This is a genomic window from Neptunicella plasticusilytica, assembly GCF_047922965.1.
GTDB lineage: Bacteria > Pseudomonadota > Gammaproteobacteria > Enterobacterales > Alteromonadaceae > Neptunicella > Neptunicella plasticusilytica.
Genome location: NZ_CP150481.1, coordinates 1,880,907 through 1,902,009, shown reverse-complemented (window position 1 = coordinate 1,902,009; position 21,103 = coordinate 1,880,907). Strand labels below are relative to the sequence as shown.

Here is a 21,103-nt window from a genome sequence, read left to right as displayed (position 1 = left end):
ATTCTGTGCTTTTCATAAGCAAAATCACTTCTGACCATAGTAGGCATTTTTGCCATGTTTACGCAGATAGTGCTTGTCGACCAGGCCCTGTTTTAATGGCGCAACAGAGGGTGACAAGGTTCGTGTCAAATAAGCCATTTTGGCGATTTCCTCGAGCAACACAGCGTGATAAACCGACTTGGCCGCATCTTGGCCCCAGGTAAACGGCGCATGTCCGGCGACAATAATCATCGGTGACTCAGCCGGAGAGCGCTCACCAAAGCATTCGACAATCTGTGCGCCGGTTTCATCTTCGTAATCTTTAGCGATACGTTCGTCACTCATCACTGCTGCGCAGGGAATTTCACCGTAAACATAATCGGCATGGGTGGTACCGTAACAAGGGATCGGTTGTTGTGCCTGTGCCCACGCAGTGGCATAGGTTGAGTGGGTATGAGTAATACCACCAATGTCGCCCCATTCACGATATAGATATGTATGGGTTTTGGTATCCGATGAAGGATTAAAGCGCCCTTCTACAATGTTGTTGTTCATATCAACAATCACGATATCATCGGCTTTTAAATCTGCATAAGGCACGCCACTGGGTTTAATGGCCACAACACCTTGCTGACGGTCAACCTGAGAGACATTACCAAAGGTATAAGTCACCAGATTGCGATGTTCCAGCTCCATATTGGCTTCATACACCTGACGTTTTAATTCTTTGTAACTCATACGGCACCTCCGTTGACATAATCTCCCAAGGATAGGTAACGCTTATACAAGCTATCATATAGCCTGGCATGATCCGGATTGGGTAAATAAGTTTTATGTACCGGCGATGCCATCACTTTTTGTGCATCGGCCACAGTGGCATGTGCACCACCAACAACAGCCGCAAAAATGGCTGCGCCCAAGGCGCAACTTTGCTCGCTTTCCAGCACGTCAATGGGGCAATTCCACACATCGGCACAGGTTTGCATAACAAAATCGGATTTTTTCGAAATGCCGCCAATCACCACCACCGACTCAACCGGCACGCCTTCATCTCGAAAACGTTCGGTAATGGCTCTTGATCCAAAGGCGGTCGCCTCTACTAGTGCCCGAAAAATATGCGGCGCTTCGCTGCCCATTTTCAAACCATTGATGGCCATACTGACTGACTGGTCGGCATCTGGAGTACGCCGCCCGTTTACCCAGTCCAATGCGGTAATTTTACTGCCACCTACCGGTAAGACTTCAGCGGCTCGGGATAGCTCAGCCAGAATTGATTGTTCAATTTGTTCGACCAAATAATTAGCGGTTGACGGATCAACAGACTCAATCGCAGGTAAAATATGTTGAACCGGCCACATCAACAGGTTTTTAAACCAGGCGTACAGATCACCAAATGCCGATTGTCCTGCTTCTAGTCCAATCATGCCGGGTAGTACCGAACCATCCACCTGTCCGCAAATTCCTTTCACACAACGCTCACCAAGCTGCTGTTTGGAGGTCACGGTAATATCGCAGGTAGAGGTCCCCATTACCTTGGTTAATACGCCGGGTTTGACACTGGCCGCCACCGCCCCCATATGACAGTCAAAAGCGCCATAACCCACCGGTGTACCAACCGGTAAACCAAGGCGTTCTGCCCATTCAGCCGTTAGCCAGCCAGCAACCTGATCCGAAGGCCGAGTATCGGCATTCAGTGTATTGACTAATCCATCCAGCAGCGGATCGATACCGGTAAAAAAATCGTTGGGCGGAAAACCGTCCCATTCGGCATTCCACATCTGTTTATGACCGGCGGCGCAGCGTCCCATAACAAAGTTATCAGGGTGTGTGGTACCAGACAGTTCGGCAGTAAGCCAGTCACAATGCTCCACCCACGAATACGCTGCTTGTGCGACTTGTGAGTCTTGTCTTAGCACATGTAACGCCTTGGCCCAGTACCATTCAGAGGAATATATACCGCCCATATGTTTTAAATAGTTAATCGACGACGCATTGGCGGCGGCAGTAATTTCAGCCGCTTCTTTAATCGCGGTATGATCTTTCCACAGCACAAACATTGCATTGGGATTATCAATAAACTCTGGCGTTAATGCTAAAGGCGTGCCCTGTTTGTTCACCGCAACCGGCGTTGAACCTGTGGTATCAATACTGATACCAACGACTTTGTCTGCACAATTTGCTGGCACTTTTTGCCAGAGTCCGGTCAATACCTGCTGCAAACTATCCAGATAATCCTGCGGATGTTGTCTGAACTGATCCTTGTCAGGTTGGCAATACAAGCCCTTCGTCCATCTCGGATACAATTCCAGATGACTGGCAACTTCCTGGCCGGTGTCGGTATCAACCAGTAATGCTCTGACAGAATCGGAACCATAGTCGAGACCGAGTGCATAACGCGACATACAAAACCTTTTAAATTTTTACTTAGCGATAAGTATTCTCAAAACTTATTTGTATGATAATATCAATATTAAGCAATTGTAAAGAATTTCCAGCAATATTCTTTAACCTGACCTGCATCCGTAAAGATCAACAACAAGCATGCTCAACCCCTTTATTTGATTGAATAACTGCCAATATCTGAAATTTTCCGGATTGATGGTTGATTGCTGTTGAAACTGACTAAAAGACTTAGTGTGTTAATTTTATATTATAAAAGAGAGAAACAATGCCAAACCAGCTAGAACAACTTAAATCCATGACCACCGTGGTCGCCGACACTGGTGACTTTGCGGCTATCAAACAATATCAACCACAAGACGCCACGACCAATCCTTCGCTGGTGCTAAAAGCCATAGAGCAAATTCAGTATCAGCATTTAACCGACGAAGCGTTACAGTGGGCCAAGACTCATCAGCAAGGGCAGGAAGTGGTGACCTTGGCGGCAGACAAATTAGCCGTCATGATAGGTTGTCAATTACTGGATGAAGTGCCCGGACTGGTGTCCACCGAAGTGGACGCCCGCCTGTCTTTCGACACTAAGGCCACTATTGATAAAGCCCATCAGTTATTATCATTGTATCAACAGACGGGAGCCGATACCTCACGGATCCTGATAAAGATAGCTGCCACCTGGGAAGGTATTGATGCCGCCCGGGTACTGGAGCAACAAGGGGTCAAATGTAATCTGACGCTGATTTTTGGATTTGCCCAGACCCGCGCCTGCGCCGAAGCCGGTATATATCTGATTTCTCCTTTTGTTGGCCGTATTCTGGACTGGTATAAAAAGATCAACCCCGAGCAGGATTACACCGGAGAAAAGGATCCGGGTGTTATCTCTGTACGTCAGATATATCAGTACTTCAAGCAGAATCGCTACGACACCATAGTGATGGGTGCCAGTTTCAGAAATATTCAGCAAATCCAGTGGCTGGCGGGCTGTGATCGCCTGACTATCAGCCCGGTGTTACTCAATGATCTGGCCGACAATCAGCAGCCATTAACCCGGCATTTGCAAGCCGGGGACAGTTTGCCCAGCATGGACGAGGTATTAACCGAGCAGGCTTTCCGCTGGCAGATGAATCAGGATCAGATGGCAACCGAGAAACTGGCTGAAGGGATACGTCAATTTGGCGCAGACCAGCTGAAGCTGGAAAAACTGCTGACTGAAGGTTTGTGACAACCTTCGATAAAACCGCCTGCTAACAGGCGGTTAATTCATATTAAATACAAAAAAGTATCTTTAACTGCTGTAATAACCCTCACAATATATAGGTTCTAATGCATAAGCATCGGTTAACCATTCTTGTACATGAGGCCGTTCAATCAGACGCTGCATCCAGGCTTTGGTCAGCGGAAATTTGGCAGATACCGGGCAATGTGCTTGTAAACGCAAAACCGAAGGCACAAAAGCAATATCTGCCAACGACAGGTCGCCAACCAGATAAGGCCCGCCATGTTTGATTAAGCATTCTTCCCAAAGAGAATAAACCCAGGCAGCCTGATTGACTTCACTAATTGTCGGCTGTTTCTTTTGTTTGTAAAACGCACTCTCGAACGATAAACAGCCACACACCTTGCCAAAGGTTGAATGTTGCCAGGCCACTAGCGATCGGGTCTGGGCCCGTAGTTTTAGATCTTTGGGTAACAGCGAGCCATCGCCCAATTCATTGGCATATTCCATAATGGCAGACGAATCGTAAATAACACTCTCCCCATCAACCAGCACCGGAACCGCAGCAGGCGGTGAAAACGACCCTATATCGGCCAGATTTTTCCAGCGTTGCGGGCGTCTTATGTCCACGATAATTTCTTTAAAGTCGATATTTTGTTCACGTAATGCCAACCAGGCACGGAACGCCCAACTTGAAGCATTGCGATTACCCGAATATAAGGTTCTCGTCATATCACATCCTCTTGTTACCCGCTTTTAGACAGGAGATATTCAGTCGATTGAGTAACGCTATTGTAGGCGAGTTAGCGCAACAAAACGCTGCAATAAGCATCTTTACAAGTGTGTTAAACTGCATTTTATTAAAGAATTTGCAGGATTTATTACTATGGATATTCTGGATAAAAAAATACTCAAACAACTCCAGCAAGATAACCGTATTTCATCTGAGCAGTTGGGATTAAAAGTGGGCTTGTCTGCCACCGCTTGTCAGCGTCGACTAAAAAAGTTGCGCCAGTCAAGCGTCATTGCCAGAGACATTGCGGTACTAAACCCTGTAGAGTTTGATAGCTATGTCACCATTATTGTTGAAGTGACCATCAAACAGGGTTCGGCAGATATTATCCATAATTTCAAACGTAGAATGCTTGATAACCACCATGTGCAGCAATGTTACTATGTAACCGGCGACGCCGATTTTATTGTAATTATCACCTGTAAAAACATGCTGGAATATGAAAAACTGACCCACAGATTATTTCATGGCGATAGCAACATTCAAAAATTTCGTTCAACGGTGGCGATGGAGAATGTAAAAGTCGGATTAACTATTCCCATATAACGATAAATATAAAAATACTCGAGACTTGCTGATGTGAAAAATATACAAGATCACCGCCAACAGCTTCAGCATTATCTAATTGATATATTGCCACAATATTCTGACGGCATATCTGAATATGATTTGCTCCAAATACTCAAAAAGCCGCCCTACGCATTTTATAGCGACAATCTGATGTCGGATCCATTAATGACGTTTCAAACTCACTTTTTGTTATTTAACGCGTTATATGAAATACGTGAGCAGTGGCTGGCGAGTCATTGGTCAAATCTCGAAATACATTATTCAAATATTAGAATGCATCGCTGGACTGCGGGTCAAGCCGGATTACAACAACAGGATACATTGCGTGAGTACTATCTGGACTGGAATAACTTCACGGCTACCGATCAGCAACAAGTGGAAAACCTGCTAGACAGTTTCTGGAAAAAGCTGGGGGGATTACCGGTAAACAATATAGACGATAGTTTTAATATAGATAAAGCCCGAAAAATACTTGAAATACATGAGCACCATTCCCCTGCAGAATTAAAGCAACAATATCGCCGTTTGCTGCATCAACACCATCCGGATAAAGGTGGCGAAACGGAGTACACGCAGAAACTGCATCAGGCTTATCAACGCCTCAAATACCACTGCAACTAAGCTCTAGAAAAACGCCTGCAATCCCGTTTGGGCCCTGCCCAGAATCAGTCCGTGGACATCATAGGTGCCTTCGTAGGTATTAACGGTTTCCAGATTAATCATATGTCTAATCACATGAAACTCGTCGGCAATGCCGTTACCACCGTGCATATCGCGAGCAGCGCGGGCTATATCCAGTGACTTGCCGCAGTTATTGCGTTTAACCAGCGAGATCATCGCCGGATCCCAATTACCATTATCAATCAGACGACCAACACGTAACGAAGCTTGTAATCCCAGACTGATCTCGGTTTGCATATTGGCCAGTTTGGTTTGAAATAACTGGGTTTGGGCCAAGGGTTTGCCAAACTGTTTACGATCCAGTCCGTACTGACGGGCTGCAAACCAGCAGAATTCAGCAGCACCGAGTGCGCCCCAGGAAATACCATAACGCGCCATATTCAGACAACTGAACGGCCCTTTTAAACCCCGCACTTCAGGAAACATATTTTCATCCGGCACAAATACGTTATCCATCACGATTTCGCCGGTAATCGACGCGCGTAGCGACAACTTGCCTTCGATTTTGGGGGCGCTCAACCCCTGCATGCCTTTTTCCAGCACAAAACCACAAATCTGGTTATCTTCGGCCTCGTTTTTGGCCCACACCACAAACACATCGGCAATCGGCGAATTAGTGATCCACATTTTCGAACCCGTTAAACGATAACCGCCATCGACCTTTTTGGCGCGGGTTTTCATGCTGGCCGGATCGGAACCACTGTCCGGTTCGGTTAGCCCGAAACAGCCGATCAGTTCACCGCTGGCCAGCTTGGGTAAATATTTCTGTTTTTGTGCCTCGCTGCCAAACTGGTAAATCGGATGCATTACCAGTGACGACTGTACACTCATGGCGCTGCGATAGCCGCTATCTACCCGCTCGACTTCGCGTGCGACCAAACCGTAAGTCACGTAATTAACCCCGGAACAACCATAACCGTCGATAGTCGCACCTAGCAGCCCTACTTCACCAAACTGGCGCATAATAGCCGGATCAAATTGTTCATGCCGATTAGCCATTAAAATACCGGGCATCAGCTGTTGCTGACAAAAGTCGTGCGCCATATCACGCACCATACGCTCGTCTTCGGATAACTGGTCATTGAGCAATAATATATCGTCCCAACAGGCTAATTCAGTTCCTGCCATAACACCCTCTTATAGATTGGCTTTATTTACAAAATCGGCATGAATATCTTCCAGCCGTCGTCCACGTGTATCGATGCCACTTTTTAACAATAGCAGCCCAAACAGCACAAGAGGCAAAGCGATAACTAACGCCGATAATGCCAGATTGGCAAACAACCCCATCACCCCTAATGCGGCCCCCAGAATACCACCAAACTTGGAACTTGCCGCCACAATGCCGGCACCGGAGCCGCGCAAATGTACCGGATAAATTTCTGCCGCATAGGGAATTAACATCGCAATCACGCCGGACGAGCTGATCAGCAAACAGGCGGTGGAAAAAATAATCAATGAACTGGTTAACATACCGGCCAGCTCAAACACACAATACAACATCAGACTGGCGGCGGTTAAACCAACAAACAGCACCAGTGTTTTAACGCTACTCCAATGATGGTAAAGCCAGATCACCGCCACTATCCCCGGTAAAGCAAAAAAACCGGATTCGGCTAACAAGCCATTGGTGGTTTCGGCGCTCATACCCATGTCGCGTAAATTGGTTGGCAACCAGAGTAAAAAGCCGAAGTTGACCACTCCCCACGCCACACCAACGCCCAACAAACCCGTTGTAATACCAGAATACGAACCGATCATCGTGCGATACAAGCCGCTGGAAACAGTATCCGGCTCAGATTCACCAGCGTCATCATTGCTATCTATTTCACCATTGTATTGCTGCAAAACTGCACGGGCTTCTTTACCTAATCCGGCATTTACCAAAAAACGCGGTGACTCGGGAATATATCGATTAAGCGCAATCACAATAAGGCCGGTGGGCAACCCCAGCATCCATAAAATTCGCCAGCTAAATAAAGGTTCCAGCATGGCCGCCGCGCCCGAGGCCACCAGATACCCCGCTGACGTCCCCAGCCCACCCAATGCAACCAGTAACCAGCCGCGATGACGAGCCGGGATCATTTCTGCCATAAGGGTAAAAGTAATCGGCAACAATCCTCCGGCCGATAATCCCATCAAAAAACACATGACTAAGTTCCATGTGAAGGTAGGCATGGCGCCGCAAATTGCGGTACCGATAAACATCAGTGCTGAAAGCAAAATGGCCGCCCGGCGCCCCAGCATATCGGCCAGTCGTCCCCACAATATCGAACCCAGTGCAGTACCGGTCAGGGCAATCAGCGCCAGGGTACCGATGGATTCGGAACTGATTTGATATTCTTCCACCATACCCGGCATTACAAAACCTAAAGTAGCCGGTTTCATCACATCCACAATCACTGCCACCAATAGAGCAATTACCAGTTTGCAGTGTTGCCAGTTAAGCGGGCAGTTATCTGCCACATGAAAATGAATAGCCGCAATGCAGTTATCTTCACGCAATAACGCCAATCGCGGCATCAGACCATAGCAGGCTAGCAGCAACCCCACCGGAATAAGGGCCATACCGGTCAACATGGTGTTATCCATTGGCATACCCACCATGCGGTAATGCATATGTGATGCATGTACAAACATGGGAATATGGGATAACACGCCCAGTGTGATAAATACACAACCGATCCAGAACGCTAACGGGTGATGAAAAGAATAGGCTTTAACCTGCACGAATAGATAATCCTGACAACAACTTGATCCAATCCCCTATTGAACCGAATTACACAAAAACAGGCCAGCATAAAAAGCCATAAACAAGGTAAAAAACCCGTTATTTGAAAAAACCTTGGCATAAATCAAATTAGCAGATTGGCATTTTGTCTCTGTTAATCCACCAATACGGTGTTTCGATTTGCAATACATTTTCCGGTAACACATATGGGGATAAGGATTGAACTATTTAACCTATTGAATACTCGACAAAATGGATATTATTGTTCATGTAAAATTCGGCCAATACGGTTAAAAACCACTTCCGACAGGATCCAGGTATCACCACTAAAATTGGTGGTATTCACAAACTCGACCACAACCGTATCGATATCCTGGTGGTATTTTGCAAAGCTCTGATAGCCGGGAACCAGACCGGTATGTTCATAAACATAAATGGAGGAATAAATTGCCTGTTCCTCCGGATCATCAAATACCGAGCCATCGTTCAAGGCACGTAAAAACCGCCCTACATCCTCTGCCGTTGCTAGCATTGAGCTGTAATCGGCCGTCTTTATATCTTCATCAATACCAACGTAATAGCCACTTATCACATCGTCCATATCCACGTCATGAATGGAGCCAAAAGTATGGGTAAGCCCAAGTGGGATCAGGATTTTCTCTTTGATATATTGAAACTTGCTAAGCCCCGTTACTTTTTCGATCAGCTCGGAGAGCAACAAATAATTGGTGTTTGAATACTCATAATCTTCATCCGGTTTAAAATTGGCTGGCAAATCCAGTATTAACTCTAACGCTTGCTGACTGCTTTGAGCAGGATGTTGCCAATAGTTCGGTGAATCAGTGAAATTAGGAATACCACTGCGATGCTGCACCATCAATTTCAGGGTAATTTTATCGGCATTGTCAATTCGCCCTATCAGCTCCGGAAAATAATCAGCCAGGGTTTTATCCAGCGACAAACGCTTGTTGTGAACCAGTTTGGTAATAGCAACCGCATCGTATAATTTGCTAATACTGGCAATTTTAAATAGCCCTTGCGGGTCGGCAGGTATTTGCTTGTCGCGATCCTTCCATCCCGCGGTATAAAACGCCGGTGGCTGGCCTTTTTTACCCACATAAACCACCATACCATCCAGATCATAATCTATTGCATTGTCGACTTCTTGCTGAACCGTATCCGGCAGTGGTTTTAAATACAGATAAGCCGCCTGCCAGGGGGCAAAAATAACGACGCTAGCAATGGTTACAATCGCCGCAATAATTCGTAGGATCCAGACGGTACGTTGTTTATTTTTCATTTGTGATAAGTTCAATGTTAGGTTCACGCATCGTGCATTCACCCACCCGCTCTAGGATAAATACTGCTCGCTCATGAACTGATACTTTGGGAATTACGCAAGTCTTGAACCCTGCTTCAATATACGCCGACACAGTTTGGTCATATGAACGCGCAGCCCGTTCAAAGCTTGCAATGCGTTCATTATCGTTGACGTATATCTCAGGCCAAGGTTCAGCTAAGAACACGGTACCAGCATAACTGCACTGTGATGCTGCCATGTAGCGAAGTTTTACATCTCGTTCCACAAATCGTAACCATTCGGGAATACCACGATCAAAGAACACTGGTGGCTTCATTGATTGCGCTGCTTCGTGATCCAGGATGCTGCGATCCAAAACTTTTTCCATAAATACCGCACGGTCAGAAGGCGGGATGAGTTTGCCGCTGTATTTCGGATGCGCTCGCATCACTTCTAGAGCAGCTTCAGGTACGGTGGAATGCCCAAGCTCACGCAACGCCGCAATGAGTGTGGATTTTCCCGCTCCCGAAGCGCCAGTGATTATATAGAAATCTGGATTGTTCAAGTCACTTCCTACTTACAACGCTGGCAACAGGACCAATAAAGCTGCTAAGCTTTATTGGTCCTGTTGATTGTTGTTATATTTGTTTTTTTACCGGCTGTTATTGATACAGAACCACCACTGCCTGAAGAAATAACAGCTGAACCACCTGGGCCAGCTACGATTGAAATCGAACCTTCTGTTTGCTGGACATGTGCATTACCTTGAGTTTGTACCTGTCCATTACCGCTAGTCTCAACTGAAGTGGCTTTAGTTGTTAATTTGCTGTCACTACCTAAGATTGCTATACCGTCAATACTCCCTAACAATATGCATTTTTCTGCATGAAGGTGAGAATCAGATATTGTAATAAAGCCATTTTCTGCAAGTGCGTTTATGACATCTTCGGCTTTAATCGTCGCTCCCTCGATAAGGATTTGATTTTCAAGTTGTTTCTTGAGTTCTTCATCATTAATCTCGTCATTTGCCCAAGATTTAATGATTTCAAGGATGGCTCCTGCAGTGATATTGATTCCTAACGCTTGTAGTAATGGTAATAATTCCATATCGGCTTCCTTTCTATTGTTGTTGTGTTGTCTCAAAAATAAAATCAATTTGTTACAGGCAGTATTGCTATTGAGTGAATAAAAGGACAACGATTTTACCTGCAAGATATTGGATACCTGCCTTCGCGGGTATGACACCCAGTGAAAATAGCGACTTCATCCTTCGACTACTCTTTCCTCGAGTTCAGGACGAACGGCTTGGGTTTTATACCCTTTGCGATAAGTAAATATTCGCTATTTATTATTCTTAAACCGCAATACAAAACGGCTTGTCATGCCGCCGGGGATATCCCATATTTTTTGCGACTTATCGTCGGTGTTGTTTTGCAATATGGGTAGTTCACCATCCAGAGTAAATCCAGCTTCAGCCATTTGGCTTTTAACAATGGCCGGATCAATTCGATGCAAGGTACCGCCTACACTGCTGGGTGCGCCAACCATGGCTTCATGATCAACAATGCCGATAATACCATCCGGTTTCAGGAATTTTTTGAATTTGGCTAACACCTTGGTGACGTTGATCTTCTCAGCTTCGCTCATAATGTAAAAGAAATCGTGATAACCCAGAATAAGGAAAATGGTATCGACGCTGTTTTCTTCCAATTCAAGATCATTCAGCGAAATATCCATACGTACGGTATTGGCTAATCGGTCTCCGTCCTCCAGCCGTTTAGACAGGTTTTCACCGTAGTATTTTAAGAAATGTTTGTCGTTATGGATAATCACTTTGCCTTGCTCGCCCACTACCCGTGACAAAATTTCCGAGTAATAACCGCTACCTGCCAGCACATCTAATACCGTTGTGGCAGGTTGCACCTTAAAAAACTCGATGATCTGTTGCGGCTGTCTTTTATCATCCTTGTCACGATCGGTTTGAGGTCTCTGCGGATTATCAATAGCAGATTTAATTGCATTTTCTGAGGCAAAACTGCTCTGTCCGAGTGCACTTAGCGATAGGACGCCAATGGTTAATAGTGTTTTTACAGTTAGAAATTTCATTTAGGTTCCCTCTTTAATTTAGTTAACGTTACTCTGCAAAGTTAATTAAATCAATGAGTTCAGTGTTCAACCTAACTCGAATACTAAGGATAAAGAAGGCCAAATATCTGGATACCCGCCTTCGCGGGTATGACGTGATTTAGGCTGGTCGCATTCATCCTTCGACAGCTTCTAGCTCCAGCTTGTCGAAGGGTCAGGATGAACGGTCTTGTTGTTAATCAACGACTCTAACTTGCCCTGAAACGGCGAGACTTGTTCGAACGTCCGGACACGGACGTCCGGGCAAGGCGCGCACCTAGCAGGATGCTACATCGCGCCGGTTCGATAAAACAAGTATAGCCGTTTAAGGATCAAGCAAGTTAGTGGAGTGGAACACCTTTCCCCCTTTTGGGTGTTTCCAAAAGGGGTTGAGCCGCAGGGATGCGGCACGAAAAAAGGCATGGATGCCGTGTTGGCGCAGCCAATATTGATACTGGATTCCGGCCCAAAAGCCTGCCGGAATGACACCGTTGTAGTTAGCGCAGCCAGCAAATTAACGATTTGGCGAAGCCAAATACACCGCTTTTAACCGCTGTAACAAAGGTTGTTGCTGTTGCGACACGGCTCCGCATTGTAACCACTGAGTCAGTAATTCATCCAAATCTGGCTGGGTCCCGGTTTGCAGCTTATCGGCCATTAGCTGCAACTGAATTTCCTTGCGTAGAGTTTCATCCTCCGCCGGTGAGTCTTTATCCTGCAAGATTTCCATCTGCAAGGTTAATGAACGCCGTTTATCTGCATCGGCATGATTAACCCGTAACGCCTGTTGCCAGGCGTTAGGTAACAACTCAACCTCTGCAGGTAATTCGCCTTGTTGCCAATCTGCCAGCAAGGCAAATAAATCCTCAAAGCGATTTAATTCGGCATGCTGTTGCAACTGCTCAATCCGTTGCTGCTGTGCCTGTTGCAGTTTATCCATTTTGCCCTGCCAGCTTTTTGTCGCGGACGGGGATAGCTCAGCAACTTTATTCTGCATATCCTGTTGGAACTGCAGGCCTTGTTGCTGCAACTCGCTGATATCCTGAGATTGCTGAATTAAACCGGACCAATCCGACTGCCATTTTTCCAGTTCGGTAATCTGCTGTTTTTCCGAGGCTTTCTGTTGGGCTTGCTGCTCGTCACGTTTATCAAATACCTTGTTATTCAAGGTCCTGAATTGCTGCCAGAGTTTGTCGTCCTGCTTGTTTCCGGCAGAACCAATAGCTTTCCATTTCTGTTGTAGCTGTTTGGCCTGCTCGATGGCCTGTTGAATATCTTCAACATCATCAAGTTGTTCAGCTTGTTTGATCAGCAGCAGTTTACGCCGTTCATTTTCCTGATAGAAAGATGCCGCGATGGCTTTGAGCGGTTCTTTAGCCTGCTGATATTGCTTACCGGTGGGTTGACGCAATTTATGGTCTACTTCTCCGGTTTTATACCAGCGCTGCTCAAGACGATTAAACTGTTTTACTTTTTCAGCGTCGTCCATTTCAGCATCGGTTAATTGCTGCAACTCAGCAATGATTTGCTGTTTGTGCGCCAGGTTGTCGCTACGGATTTTTTCCTGTTGCTGATAATATTCACGACAAGGCTGAAAAGCCTGCTCGCTCCATTTTTCAAACGCCTGATTTTGAGCGTCGTCTTCCTCAGTATTTAGTTTGCCCAGACTGTTCCAGTCCTGACGTAATTGTTTAACCAGTTCGGCCTGTTCCTTGACCGGTTTGGGCTGTTCCGCCAACGCCTGGACTTGTTGCAACAATTCCGGTTTACGTGGTGCGGCGATATAGGCTTGCCAGTCCTGCAGTTTTTCTACTTCCTGGGTGGCATTATCCAGTTTGGACTGAATTTTTTGTCTATAGGTTTCCGGCAATTGCTGTACTGCGGCACTGAGTTTACGATGCAATGCCATTGCACCATGAAATTTACCGGCCTGGATCAGACGATCAAATTTGAATAGCTGCTGACGGGCGTCATCCAGTTGCTGATTAATATCAGTTTCCAGCCCACGAATGGTTTTGTTCCATTGAGCAACAACATCATGCCATTGATGACTCACCTCGCCCAGCCAACTTCTGGGTATATTGTGTTGCAACTGGCGCCATTGCTGCTTAACTTTGTCAAACTCGGCTTTAATCGCTAACCACTGTTCAATATTTTCCGGCAAGACCAAGTCTTTCAAGGTCTGTAAATATTGTGTTGCCTGTTGTCTGGCTTGTTTAATCTGCTCAAGGTCAGCCAATTGTTGCTGTAACTGCTCTATTCGTTTTAAATATTGTTGTGCGGCCTGACTGCCCATTTGCATCAACTGCGGTCGGAAATCACTGAGTTGTTGTGACCATTGCTGGCTTTGTACTTGACTGATTTGCTCAAGATCGGTATTCAGCGCGCTGTCTACCTCACCAATAACATCGGTAATAATCGCCAGCTTATCGGCATCGGCTTGTAATGCAGCTTGCTGTTGCTGCTCTTTATGCCATTCGGGATACAGACGCACCAGACGATTTTTCAGGCTTTGCTGGATTTGCTGATGTTTGCCCAGGTACTCATCGGCTTGCGCTTTTTCTAACAAATCGAATTGCTGCTGCAAGGTTTCAAACTCACTGTTGAGCTGGGTTTGACCTTCCAGTAACACCTGGTACTCCGGACTATCAACCAACGCCGCCAGTTTGGCTAGTACCAGACGAGTCTGGCGATCAACAACCTGACGGCGCTGCTGTTGCTGTTCCTGCTGTTGCAGTTTTTGTTCCGCCAACTCTCGCACATGTGCGCTGGAGGCTTTTTTAAGCACTTTAAGCAGGCTGGCGATATCATCAAACTGATCCAGCAACGCGAGTTGAACATCGGCATTATCGGTGGCAAAAAATATTTGTTTGTTTAGTTGCGGCCGATTCAGGCGAGTCAATATTTCCAGCACCAAACTGGCGTTATCACTCTGGCGCGCGACTTTTTCCAGCAATGCATTATTAGTACATTCCTTAATAAACTGGTTACGCTCTTTTGTGGTCAACAAGTCAGGCTCGGTAGCCAACAGTTGCTGTTCGACAATCTGGTAAGCCTGCTTTTTAATTTGGGCGTTACTGTCGGTCTCGGCCATTTTCCACCACAACACAAACTGGTTAAGGCGGTGCAATGCAGCCAGACGGACTTGCGTGTTGGCATCGTTAAAGGCCAGCTCGTGCAAATGGGTTTTATCTTCCGGATCCTGTGGTGACAAACCGGCGATAGCACTGAGCCTGACCTTGGGATCCTTGTTCTTATACTTTGGGGTAAGGAAAGATTTAAATATCATCCGAATTGAATCGCATTATTGGATTAGAGTTATAGGCCTGTTGGGCCATTTCCTGTTTTAGCTGCTGCCGTGACTTATGCACGATCTGGCCATCTTCACCGACCGACATATGTTCATCCGACTTCAATACTTTAGCCTGATACAACATCACTGCCTGCAAGCTATTGTCGCGTTGTTCTTCGCTGAGTACTGAACCATCCGGCCATTTACCTGTTTCTACCGCTTGTAACAAACGCTGGTAAATTTCCGGCGACATAGCATTGACTAAGGTTTGCATCGACATACTGTTACGACCTTTTTAAAAATACAATACGAACCCGGTTAACAATCGCCCAGAAGAATCCGCCAACGGCGCATCCAACAGCAATCTGATACTCCAGCGACTCTTTATCGACATTATCCTGCAATGCAAACCAGGCACCACCGGCAATCATCAAAATGGCGATGATCGACTGGGTATTGACGCTTTGCAATTGCTGACTTTTACGCAGCGCCGCTTTGCGACGCACGTCTTCTTCATCAACCTGATCAAAGGCCACCCCACAGTGCTGGCATAACTTGGTTTTATCCGAAATTTTCTTGTTGCAAGCAGGACAATTAATTAACGCCATGCGCGACTCCATTTACGATAAAAGGAGTGTGACCCAAGGCCAACACTCCTGTGTAAAGTATAAAATGTTCTCAGGCACTAAATGGTTATTGCCATTGCGCCTGATAAAAACGCGTCTACTTTTGCGTTTCTTGCTGATGCTCTTTGTTAAAATCTGTCCAGTAATCCGCTACTGTCTGCTTCATTTCCTTTCTCAGCATCAAAATACCGAACAGGTTAGGCAATGTCATTACCACAATAGCCACACTAGCTAGCGCCCACACCAGGGTGGTATCCGAAAACGAAGCCCAGAAGAAACCGGCCACATAAATGACCCGATACGGCATCACCGAACGCGCTCCCAGCAAATATGTCATCGCCCTGTCACCATAATAAGACCAGGCAATCGCGGTGGAAAACGCAAACAACAACAACCCTATCGATACAATATACTGACCGAAATCACCAAAAAAGCCGCGCGTGAAGGCTTTGGTGGTCAGGGCTGCAGAGTGAATCAATGACTTACCGGTGATAATAACGGTGTCTTTTACCGGTAATCCGTCAACGATTTTTAACGTGCCGCTGTAGGCATCTTCCGCTTCACCAATGCTAAAACGCACATCTTCAGCAAAAGAATGGGCATGCATAATAGTATAGTTACCAGCAAGAGCCTTGCCTTCCACTACTTTGATGTCACCGTTATAAAGTTCAACATTATGTCCGTCAACGTGGTTAAGGTATTTGAACATTTGCTGACGATCCGCTTCGTTGCTTTCAACATATTTGCCGGCCACGATAGCCATATCCGCTTTTTGGAACACGTTATCGAACTTTTCGTTCCAGACACCCGAAGACAGGATAACCAGACCGGTGATAGTACAAATAATGATGGTATCGATAAACGGCTCAAGGATAGACACCATCCCTTCGGACACGGGCTCATCGGCTTTTGCCGCGGCGTGCGCGATAGGAGCAGAACCTTGTCCTGCTTCGTTGGAGAATAAACCGCGATTCACCCCACGGTTAAACGCATAGGCAATAGTCGCACCAAGGAAACCGCCGGTTGCCGCAGAACCGCTAAACACATCGCCGATGACCGAGGCAAACGCAGGGCCGATATTGCCGATATTGTAGAAAATCACCCCAAAGGCACCAATCAAGTACACACCAGCCATTAGCGGAACAATTCTTGAGGTAACCGCTGCGATGCGGTGAATTCCGCCCAGAATAACCAGTCCCAACATCACTGCTAGCACGCCACCAGTAATCATGGGTTCCAGTCCGAATGACTCCTGCATACTGGAGGCAATACTGTTGATTTGCGGTAAGTTGCCGGTACCAAACGAGCTAATAACGGTGGCAATAGCAAAACCTATAGCCAGCCATTTCATGTTCAGACGTCTGTCCATGTAATACATGGGACCGCCTGCCATAGTGCCATCTTCGGTTTTAACCCGATATTTATGCGATAAGGTGACCTCGACAAACTTGGTGGTCATGCCCAAAAATGCCGTTGCCCACATCCAGAACAAGGCTGCCGGACCGCCCAAAAAGATAGCAAACGCCACACCACTGATATTACCGGTACCGACTGTACCAGACAGCGCGGTGGATAAAGACTGGAAGTGCGTAGTATCACCCGGGGCACCTTTTTTATCATACTTGCCGGTAACGACTTTCCACGCATGTTTGAAGTATCGAATTTGCGGGAACTTCAGGTAAATAGTGAAAAATAATCCCACTCCCAGCAACACATACGGGAACCAACCCGCCCCACCTAGATTGCTATCCAGCAGTTTTAAAAAATTATGAAAGGATTCCAAGTTATTCCCCTGTTATTATTTATTGTTATTAATTTTAACCGGCTCTTGCTGTTCAGAGCTGAAGTTAATTAGCGCACGGCTACGTTTATCTTAAAGTATCTGCTACTGCATGAATAGCAATTAGCACATCTTCACCTAACTGTTTACTGCGCTTGGGCGACCAGCCGTAAGCAGCATCCGGCAAGTTTATATTATCCTTAAATGGCATTTCCAGTGTGTAAGCCAGACAATCAAATTTCTGTGCTACTGCGTTACAGGCCACTGTCAAATTTGCCTTGCCGGGTTCATCTTTGGGGTATCCCACTTCATCCTGAAATTCCGGTGTTGCCATTAAAAACGCCTGCTTAAAGCTATTTTCCAATGCAGCAATACGGGCATTGTAAGCGGGTATTCCTTCCGAGCCGGCGACAAAGTTGTAAGGCAGCGCTTCATCCCCGTGCACATCCAGAAACATATCCACCCCGGTTTGCTGCATTTTATTTAATACATGCAGCACTTCCGGGCTATTTTCCGCCGTGGGTGTTGCCCATTCACGATTAAGATTGGCACCATTGGCATTGGTACGTAGATGACCACGCACCGAACCGTCCGGATTCATATTGGGTACAATGTACAACACAGCCTTATCCAGCAATGAACGGGCAACCCCGTCGTCTTCATCCAATAGCCGTTCCAGTAAACCTTCAATCAACCATTCAGCCATGGTTTCGCCCGGATGCTGACGTGCGGTAATCCAGATTTTCTTTTTACCTTCTTCAGGTTGACCAACAACCAGCAACGACATATCGCGCCCATCCAGGGTTTCACCCAAATGTTCATGGCGGCAATCAAAACAGGTCTGCGCCCAGCCAATCAGGTCAAGATGACGTTCGTAGGAATACGGCGCAAAATAGGCAAAATAGGTAATGTCATGCTCGGGGGTGTGATCGATGCTCAAACTTTTCCCGTCAAATTCTGTATCGACCCTAAACCACTCCTCACGATCATAGGAAGCAACGGCCTGGTAGTTCTGCCAACCGTCCGGGTAAGCGGCCTTGTCAACATTCTGTATAGTCAGTTTGTGGTTAATAAAGGGAGTCGAGTCGAGTTTGAAGTGAAACCACTGGTAAAAATCGGAATTATTATCTTTGTTGATGGCTAACTGAATATCATCAGCCTGTTCGGCGCGGATAACCTGAATATTTCCGCTATCAAAATTGCTACTTATTCTCATGGAGTTTATTCGGATCTTATTGTAGGACTGGCGTAATCTACCATATTTTAAAAGCGGCTGGCTAACCAAGAGCACCTAATAGATGAATTTTTGCAAAAGCGCTTTCGTCACGCAGACAATGCTCCCGCTAAAACAGGCAGGATGACAGGGCCGTCATCCTGCCTGTTGAACAGATTAGACCGGTAATGACGGTACTTTTAATCCGGCCATATCTTGCACTACCCGCATTACCTGACAGCTATAACCAAACTCGTTGTCATACCACAAATACAAGGTGGCACGATTATCCGCCACAATGGTGGCCTGTGAATCCACTACCGACGCAAAGCGAGTACCGACCAGATCGGTGGAGACGATTTCAGTTGAAGCCGAAAAATCAATCTGGTGATGCAACGATGAAAATAACGATGCATTGCGCAAAAAGTCATTTAACTCTTCGCGACTGGTGCTGTTGTCTAACTGCAGATTGAGAATGGCCAATGACACATTGGGCGTGGGAACCCGAATTGCGTTACCAGTCAGTTTACCTGCCAGTTTCGGATAAGCCTTGGCCACCGCTTTGGCGGCGCCTGTTTCGGTAATCACCATATTCAGCGCGGCACTGCGGCCACGGCGATCGGCTTTATGGAAATTGTCGATAAGATGCTGGTCATTGGTAAAAGAGTGCACGGTTTCTACATGGCCACTGGTAATACCGAACCTCTCGTCCATCATTTTCAGTACGGGCGTAATGGCATTTGTGGTACAGCTTGCAGCGGATAAAATGCTATCTTCGGCGAGGATATCCGTATGGTTGACACCATGGACGATATTCTTGATATCGCCTTTGCCCGGTGCGGTTAATAACACTTTCGCTGTACCTTTAGCCTTAAGATGCTGTCCAAGACCTTCAGCATCGCGCCACATACCGGTGTTGTCGACCACAATAGCGTTATCGATGCCGTATTGCGCATAATCCACCTCGTCGGGTGAATTAGCGTAAATCACCTGAATATAGGCACCATTGGCCTTGATCGCGTTACGCTCATTATCCACTGTAATAGAGCCGTTAAACGGACCATGTACCGAATCACGGCGCAATAAACTGGCCCGCTTTTCCAAATCCCCTTCTTTGCCGCCGCGTACAACGATAGCGCGTAAACGTAGCTTGTTATTTTTACCCTGACGTTCAATCATCAAACGTGCCAGCAATCGGCCAATTCGACCAAAACCGTATAACACCACATCTCGGGGCTGTTGCTGATTGGAAGGGTCGCTGATGCTTTGCAATTCTTGTTGCAAATAAGCCGGGACATCACTGCTGTGCGCTTTATCGCTATAGTGAAAGCGGTAAGCCAATTTGCCTACATCAATCTCGGCGGGTGCCAGCGGCAACTCGCTCAATACCTGAATAAACGGAAATGTCTCTCGCAAACGTAACTTTTGCCCTTCGTGCTGGCGCACGGTGCGATGCGCCTTAATAATATCTATCGCGCTGGCTCCCACCAAAGAGCGGCCATAAACAGTGATCTCGACGGATTTATCACGATATAGTTTGCCCAGTAGCGGTAACATCTGTTCCGCGTATTCTTGCCGCTCCTGCCAACTATTTTGCAATACCTGCTCATATTGTTGATTCATTTTCACTGCCTTTTATGCTGCTATTTTGTAGGGATTTAACTGAATGATATGACTTGCCGGGGCAAAATCGCGCGCTAGTGTAATGAAAGAATGGATTGATGCAAAATTGTACAGAAATTACCAAAATCCTTTGATTAACAGGATTTAGTCGAATTTATTGGTAACTTTACCTCAACTGGCGAGTTTTTGTGCAAGTTAACAGATAAGTTGAAAATGGCAGCGCCGCAATTCTCACTGCCAGGACAGAAGTTCGGCTGTTCAATATCGTTATTTTATCTGCTATTGGGCGTTGCAAGCCAAGCTAATCCGGTTACAACGGTGTAGTAATGACATCATTCAGAAATGAAAAAAACTTTCATGAAATTATTTGTCTTCCGGCTGAAATGACAATGATACAGAATTAACGCAATAGCGCTGACCTGTGGGCTGTGGCCCATCCGGGAACACATGTCCCAGATGACTACCACATTGTTTACAGGTGATCTCGGTGCGCGTCATGCCATGGCTATGATCCTGATGATAATCAACGTTTTCGCCGTGCTCGGCGAAAAACGACGGCCAACCACAACCTGCATCAAACTTGGCGTTAGATGAAAACAACTCGGCACCACAACATTTACACAAATAAATGCCTTTATCGTTAACATCCAGCAATTCGCCACTAAATGGCCGTTCGGTGCCCTTCTTTCTGCAGACCCGATATTCTTCATCCGAAAGCCGTTGCTGCCATTCCTGTTCTGTTAATTTCATATCTGTTCCTGACTAAAAGATTTAATAA

19 protein-coding genes are annotated in these 21,103 nt (G+C 46.3%); 3 read left to right on the top strand and 16 right to left on the bottom strand.

Annotated elements, in window-relative coordinates; all coding sequences use genetic code 11:
• Nucleotides 1–24 precede the first annotated feature (24 nt).
• Both V1467_RS08315 and V1467_RS08310 read right to left on the bottom strand, forming a co-directional pair.
• Nucleotides 25–717, bottom strand: coding sequence for an L-ribulose-5-phosphate 4-epimerase (locus V1467_RS08315; RefSeq protein WP_416308329.1), 693 nt, complete (start codon nucleotides 715–717; stop codon nucleotides 25–27).
• Nucleotides 714–2,381, bottom strand: a complete 1,668-nt coding sequence (locus V1467_RS08310; RefSeq protein ID WP_416308328.1) for a ribulokinase — start codon at nucleotides 2,379–2,381, stop codon at nucleotides 714–716. Before V1467_RS08310 ends, V1467_RS08315 begins: the two co-directional genes overlap by 4 nt.
• A gap of 266 nt (nucleotides 2,382–2,647) precedes the next feature.
• On the opposite strand from V1467_RS08310, the gene tal reads away from it, so the two are divergent.
• On the top strand, nucleotides 2,648–3,598 hold the full coding sequence (tal, locus tag V1467_RS08305; RefSeq protein ID WP_416308327.1) for a transaldolase: 951 nt from the start codon (nucleotides 2,648–2,650) through the stop codon (nucleotides 3,596–3,598).
• Between the two features lie 63 nt (nucleotides 3,599–3,661).
• Here tal and V1467_RS08300 read toward each other — a convergent pair whose 3' ends face one another.
• The gene (locus V1467_RS08300) at nucleotides 3,662–4,324 is read right to left on the bottom strand and encodes a glutathione S-transferase family protein (RefSeq protein WP_416308326.1); all 663 of its coding nucleotides are present in this window, start codon (nucleotides 4,322–4,324) and stop codon (nucleotides 3,662–3,664) included.
• A 154-nt stretch (nucleotides 4,325–4,478) separates the two neighbouring features.
• Between V1467_RS08300 and V1467_RS08295 the strand changes: the two genes are divergently transcribed.
• Together V1467_RS08295 and V1467_RS08290 are read left to right on the top strand one after the other, a co-directional pair.
• The gene (locus tag V1467_RS08295) at nucleotides 4,479–4,931 is read left to right on the top strand and encodes an Lrp/AsnC family transcriptional regulator (RefSeq protein ID WP_416308325.1); all 453 of its coding nucleotides are present in this window, start codon (nucleotides 4,479–4,481) and stop codon (nucleotides 4,929–4,931) included.
• A gap of 33 nt (nucleotides 4,932–4,964) precedes the next feature.
• On the top strand, nucleotides 4,965–5,576 hold the full coding sequence (locus tag V1467_RS08290) for a DNA-J related domain-containing protein (RefSeq protein ID WP_416308324.1): 612 nt from the start codon (nucleotides 4,965–4,967) through the stop codon (nucleotides 5,574–5,576).
• Between the two features lie 3 nt (nucleotides 5,577–5,579).
• On the opposite strand, the gene V1467_RS08285 is transcribed toward V1467_RS08290, so the two are convergent.
• The 13 genes from V1467_RS08285 to msrB form a co-directional block, all read right to left on the bottom strand.
• Nucleotides 5,580–6,764, bottom strand: coding sequence for an acyl-CoA dehydrogenase (locus V1467_RS08285; RefSeq protein WP_416308323.1), 1,185 nt, complete (start codon nucleotides 6,762–6,764; stop codon nucleotides 5,580–5,582).
• A gap of 9 nt (nucleotides 6,765–6,773) precedes the next feature.
• Nucleotides 6,774–8,366: an MFS transporter gene (locus tag V1467_RS08280; protein WP_416308322.1), complete on the bottom strand. Its 1,593-nt coding sequence runs from the start codon at nucleotides 8,364–8,366 to the stop codon at nucleotides 6,774–6,776.
• 260 nt (nucleotides 8,367–8,626) lie between these two features.
• Nucleotides 8,627–9,667 (bottom strand): serine hydrolase domain-containing protein, encoded by a 1,041-nt coding sequence (locus tag V1467_RS08275; protein ID WP_416308321.1) that lies wholly within the window; start codon nucleotides 9,665–9,667, stop codon nucleotides 8,627–8,629.
• The gene (locus V1467_RS08270; protein ID WP_416308320.1) at nucleotides 9,657–10,232 is read right to left on the bottom strand and encodes an AAA family ATPase; all 576 of its coding nucleotides are present in this window, start codon (nucleotides 10,230–10,232) and stop codon (nucleotides 9,657–9,659) included. Before V1467_RS08270 ends, V1467_RS08275 begins: the two co-directional genes overlap by 11 nt.
• A gap of 44 nt (nucleotides 10,233–10,276) precedes the next feature.
• Nucleotides 10,277–10,774, bottom strand: coding sequence for a hypothetical protein (locus V1467_RS08265; protein WP_416308319.1), 498 nt, complete (start codon nucleotides 10,772–10,774; stop codon nucleotides 10,277–10,279).
• A gap of 234 nt (nucleotides 10,775–11,008) precedes the next feature.
• A complete protein-coding gene (locus V1467_RS08260; RefSeq protein WP_416308318.1) occupies nucleotides 11,009–11,773 on the bottom strand; it encodes a class I SAM-dependent methyltransferase in 765 nt (254 codons plus the stop codon).
• Between the two features lie 532 nt (nucleotides 11,774–12,305).
• On the bottom strand, nucleotides 12,306–15,080 hold the full coding sequence (locus V1467_RS08255) for a DUF349 domain-containing protein (RefSeq protein WP_416308317.1): 2,775 nt from the start codon (nucleotides 15,078–15,080) through the stop codon (nucleotides 12,306–12,308).
• Nucleotides 15,070–15,363 (bottom strand): YeaC family protein, encoded by a 294-nt coding sequence (locus V1467_RS08250; protein WP_416308316.1) that lies wholly within the window; start codon nucleotides 15,361–15,363, stop codon nucleotides 15,070–15,072. Before V1467_RS08250 ends, V1467_RS08255 begins: the two co-directional genes overlap by 11 nt.
• Nucleotides 15,364–15,367: 4 nt before the next feature.
• Nucleotides 15,368–15,691, bottom strand: a complete 324-nt coding sequence (locus tag V1467_RS08245) for a hypothetical protein (RefSeq protein ID WP_416308315.1) — start codon at nucleotides 15,689–15,691, stop codon at nucleotides 15,368–15,370.
• A gap of 115 nt (nucleotides 15,692–15,806) precedes the next feature.
• Nucleotides 15,807–17,492, bottom strand: coding sequence for an alanine/glycine:cation symporter family protein (locus V1467_RS08240; RefSeq protein ID WP_416308314.1), 1,686 nt, complete (start codon nucleotides 17,490–17,492; stop codon nucleotides 15,807–15,809).
• An 85-nt stretch (nucleotides 17,493–17,577) separates the two neighbouring features.
• Nucleotides 17,578–18,705 (bottom strand): M14-type cytosolic carboxypeptidase, encoded by a 1,128-nt coding sequence (locus V1467_RS08235; protein ID WP_416308313.1) that lies wholly within the window; start codon nucleotides 18,703–18,705, stop codon nucleotides 17,578–17,580.
• A 174-nt stretch (nucleotides 18,706–18,879) separates the two neighbouring features.
• Nucleotides 18,880–20,325 (bottom strand): glyceraldehyde-3-phosphate dehydrogenase, encoded by a 1,446-nt coding sequence (locus V1467_RS08230; protein WP_416308312.1) that lies wholly within the window; start codon nucleotides 20,323–20,325, stop codon nucleotides 18,880–18,882.
• A 363-nt stretch (nucleotides 20,326–20,688) separates the two neighbouring features.
• Nucleotides 20,689–21,075 carry a peptide-methionine (R)-S-oxide reductase MsrB gene (gene msrB, locus V1467_RS08225; protein WP_416308311.1) on the bottom strand — a complete coding sequence of 129 codons (387 nt, stop codon included), beginning with the start codon at nucleotides 21,073–21,075 and terminating at the stop codon, nucleotides 20,689–20,691.
• Nucleotides 21,076–21,103: the final 28 nt, after the last annotated feature.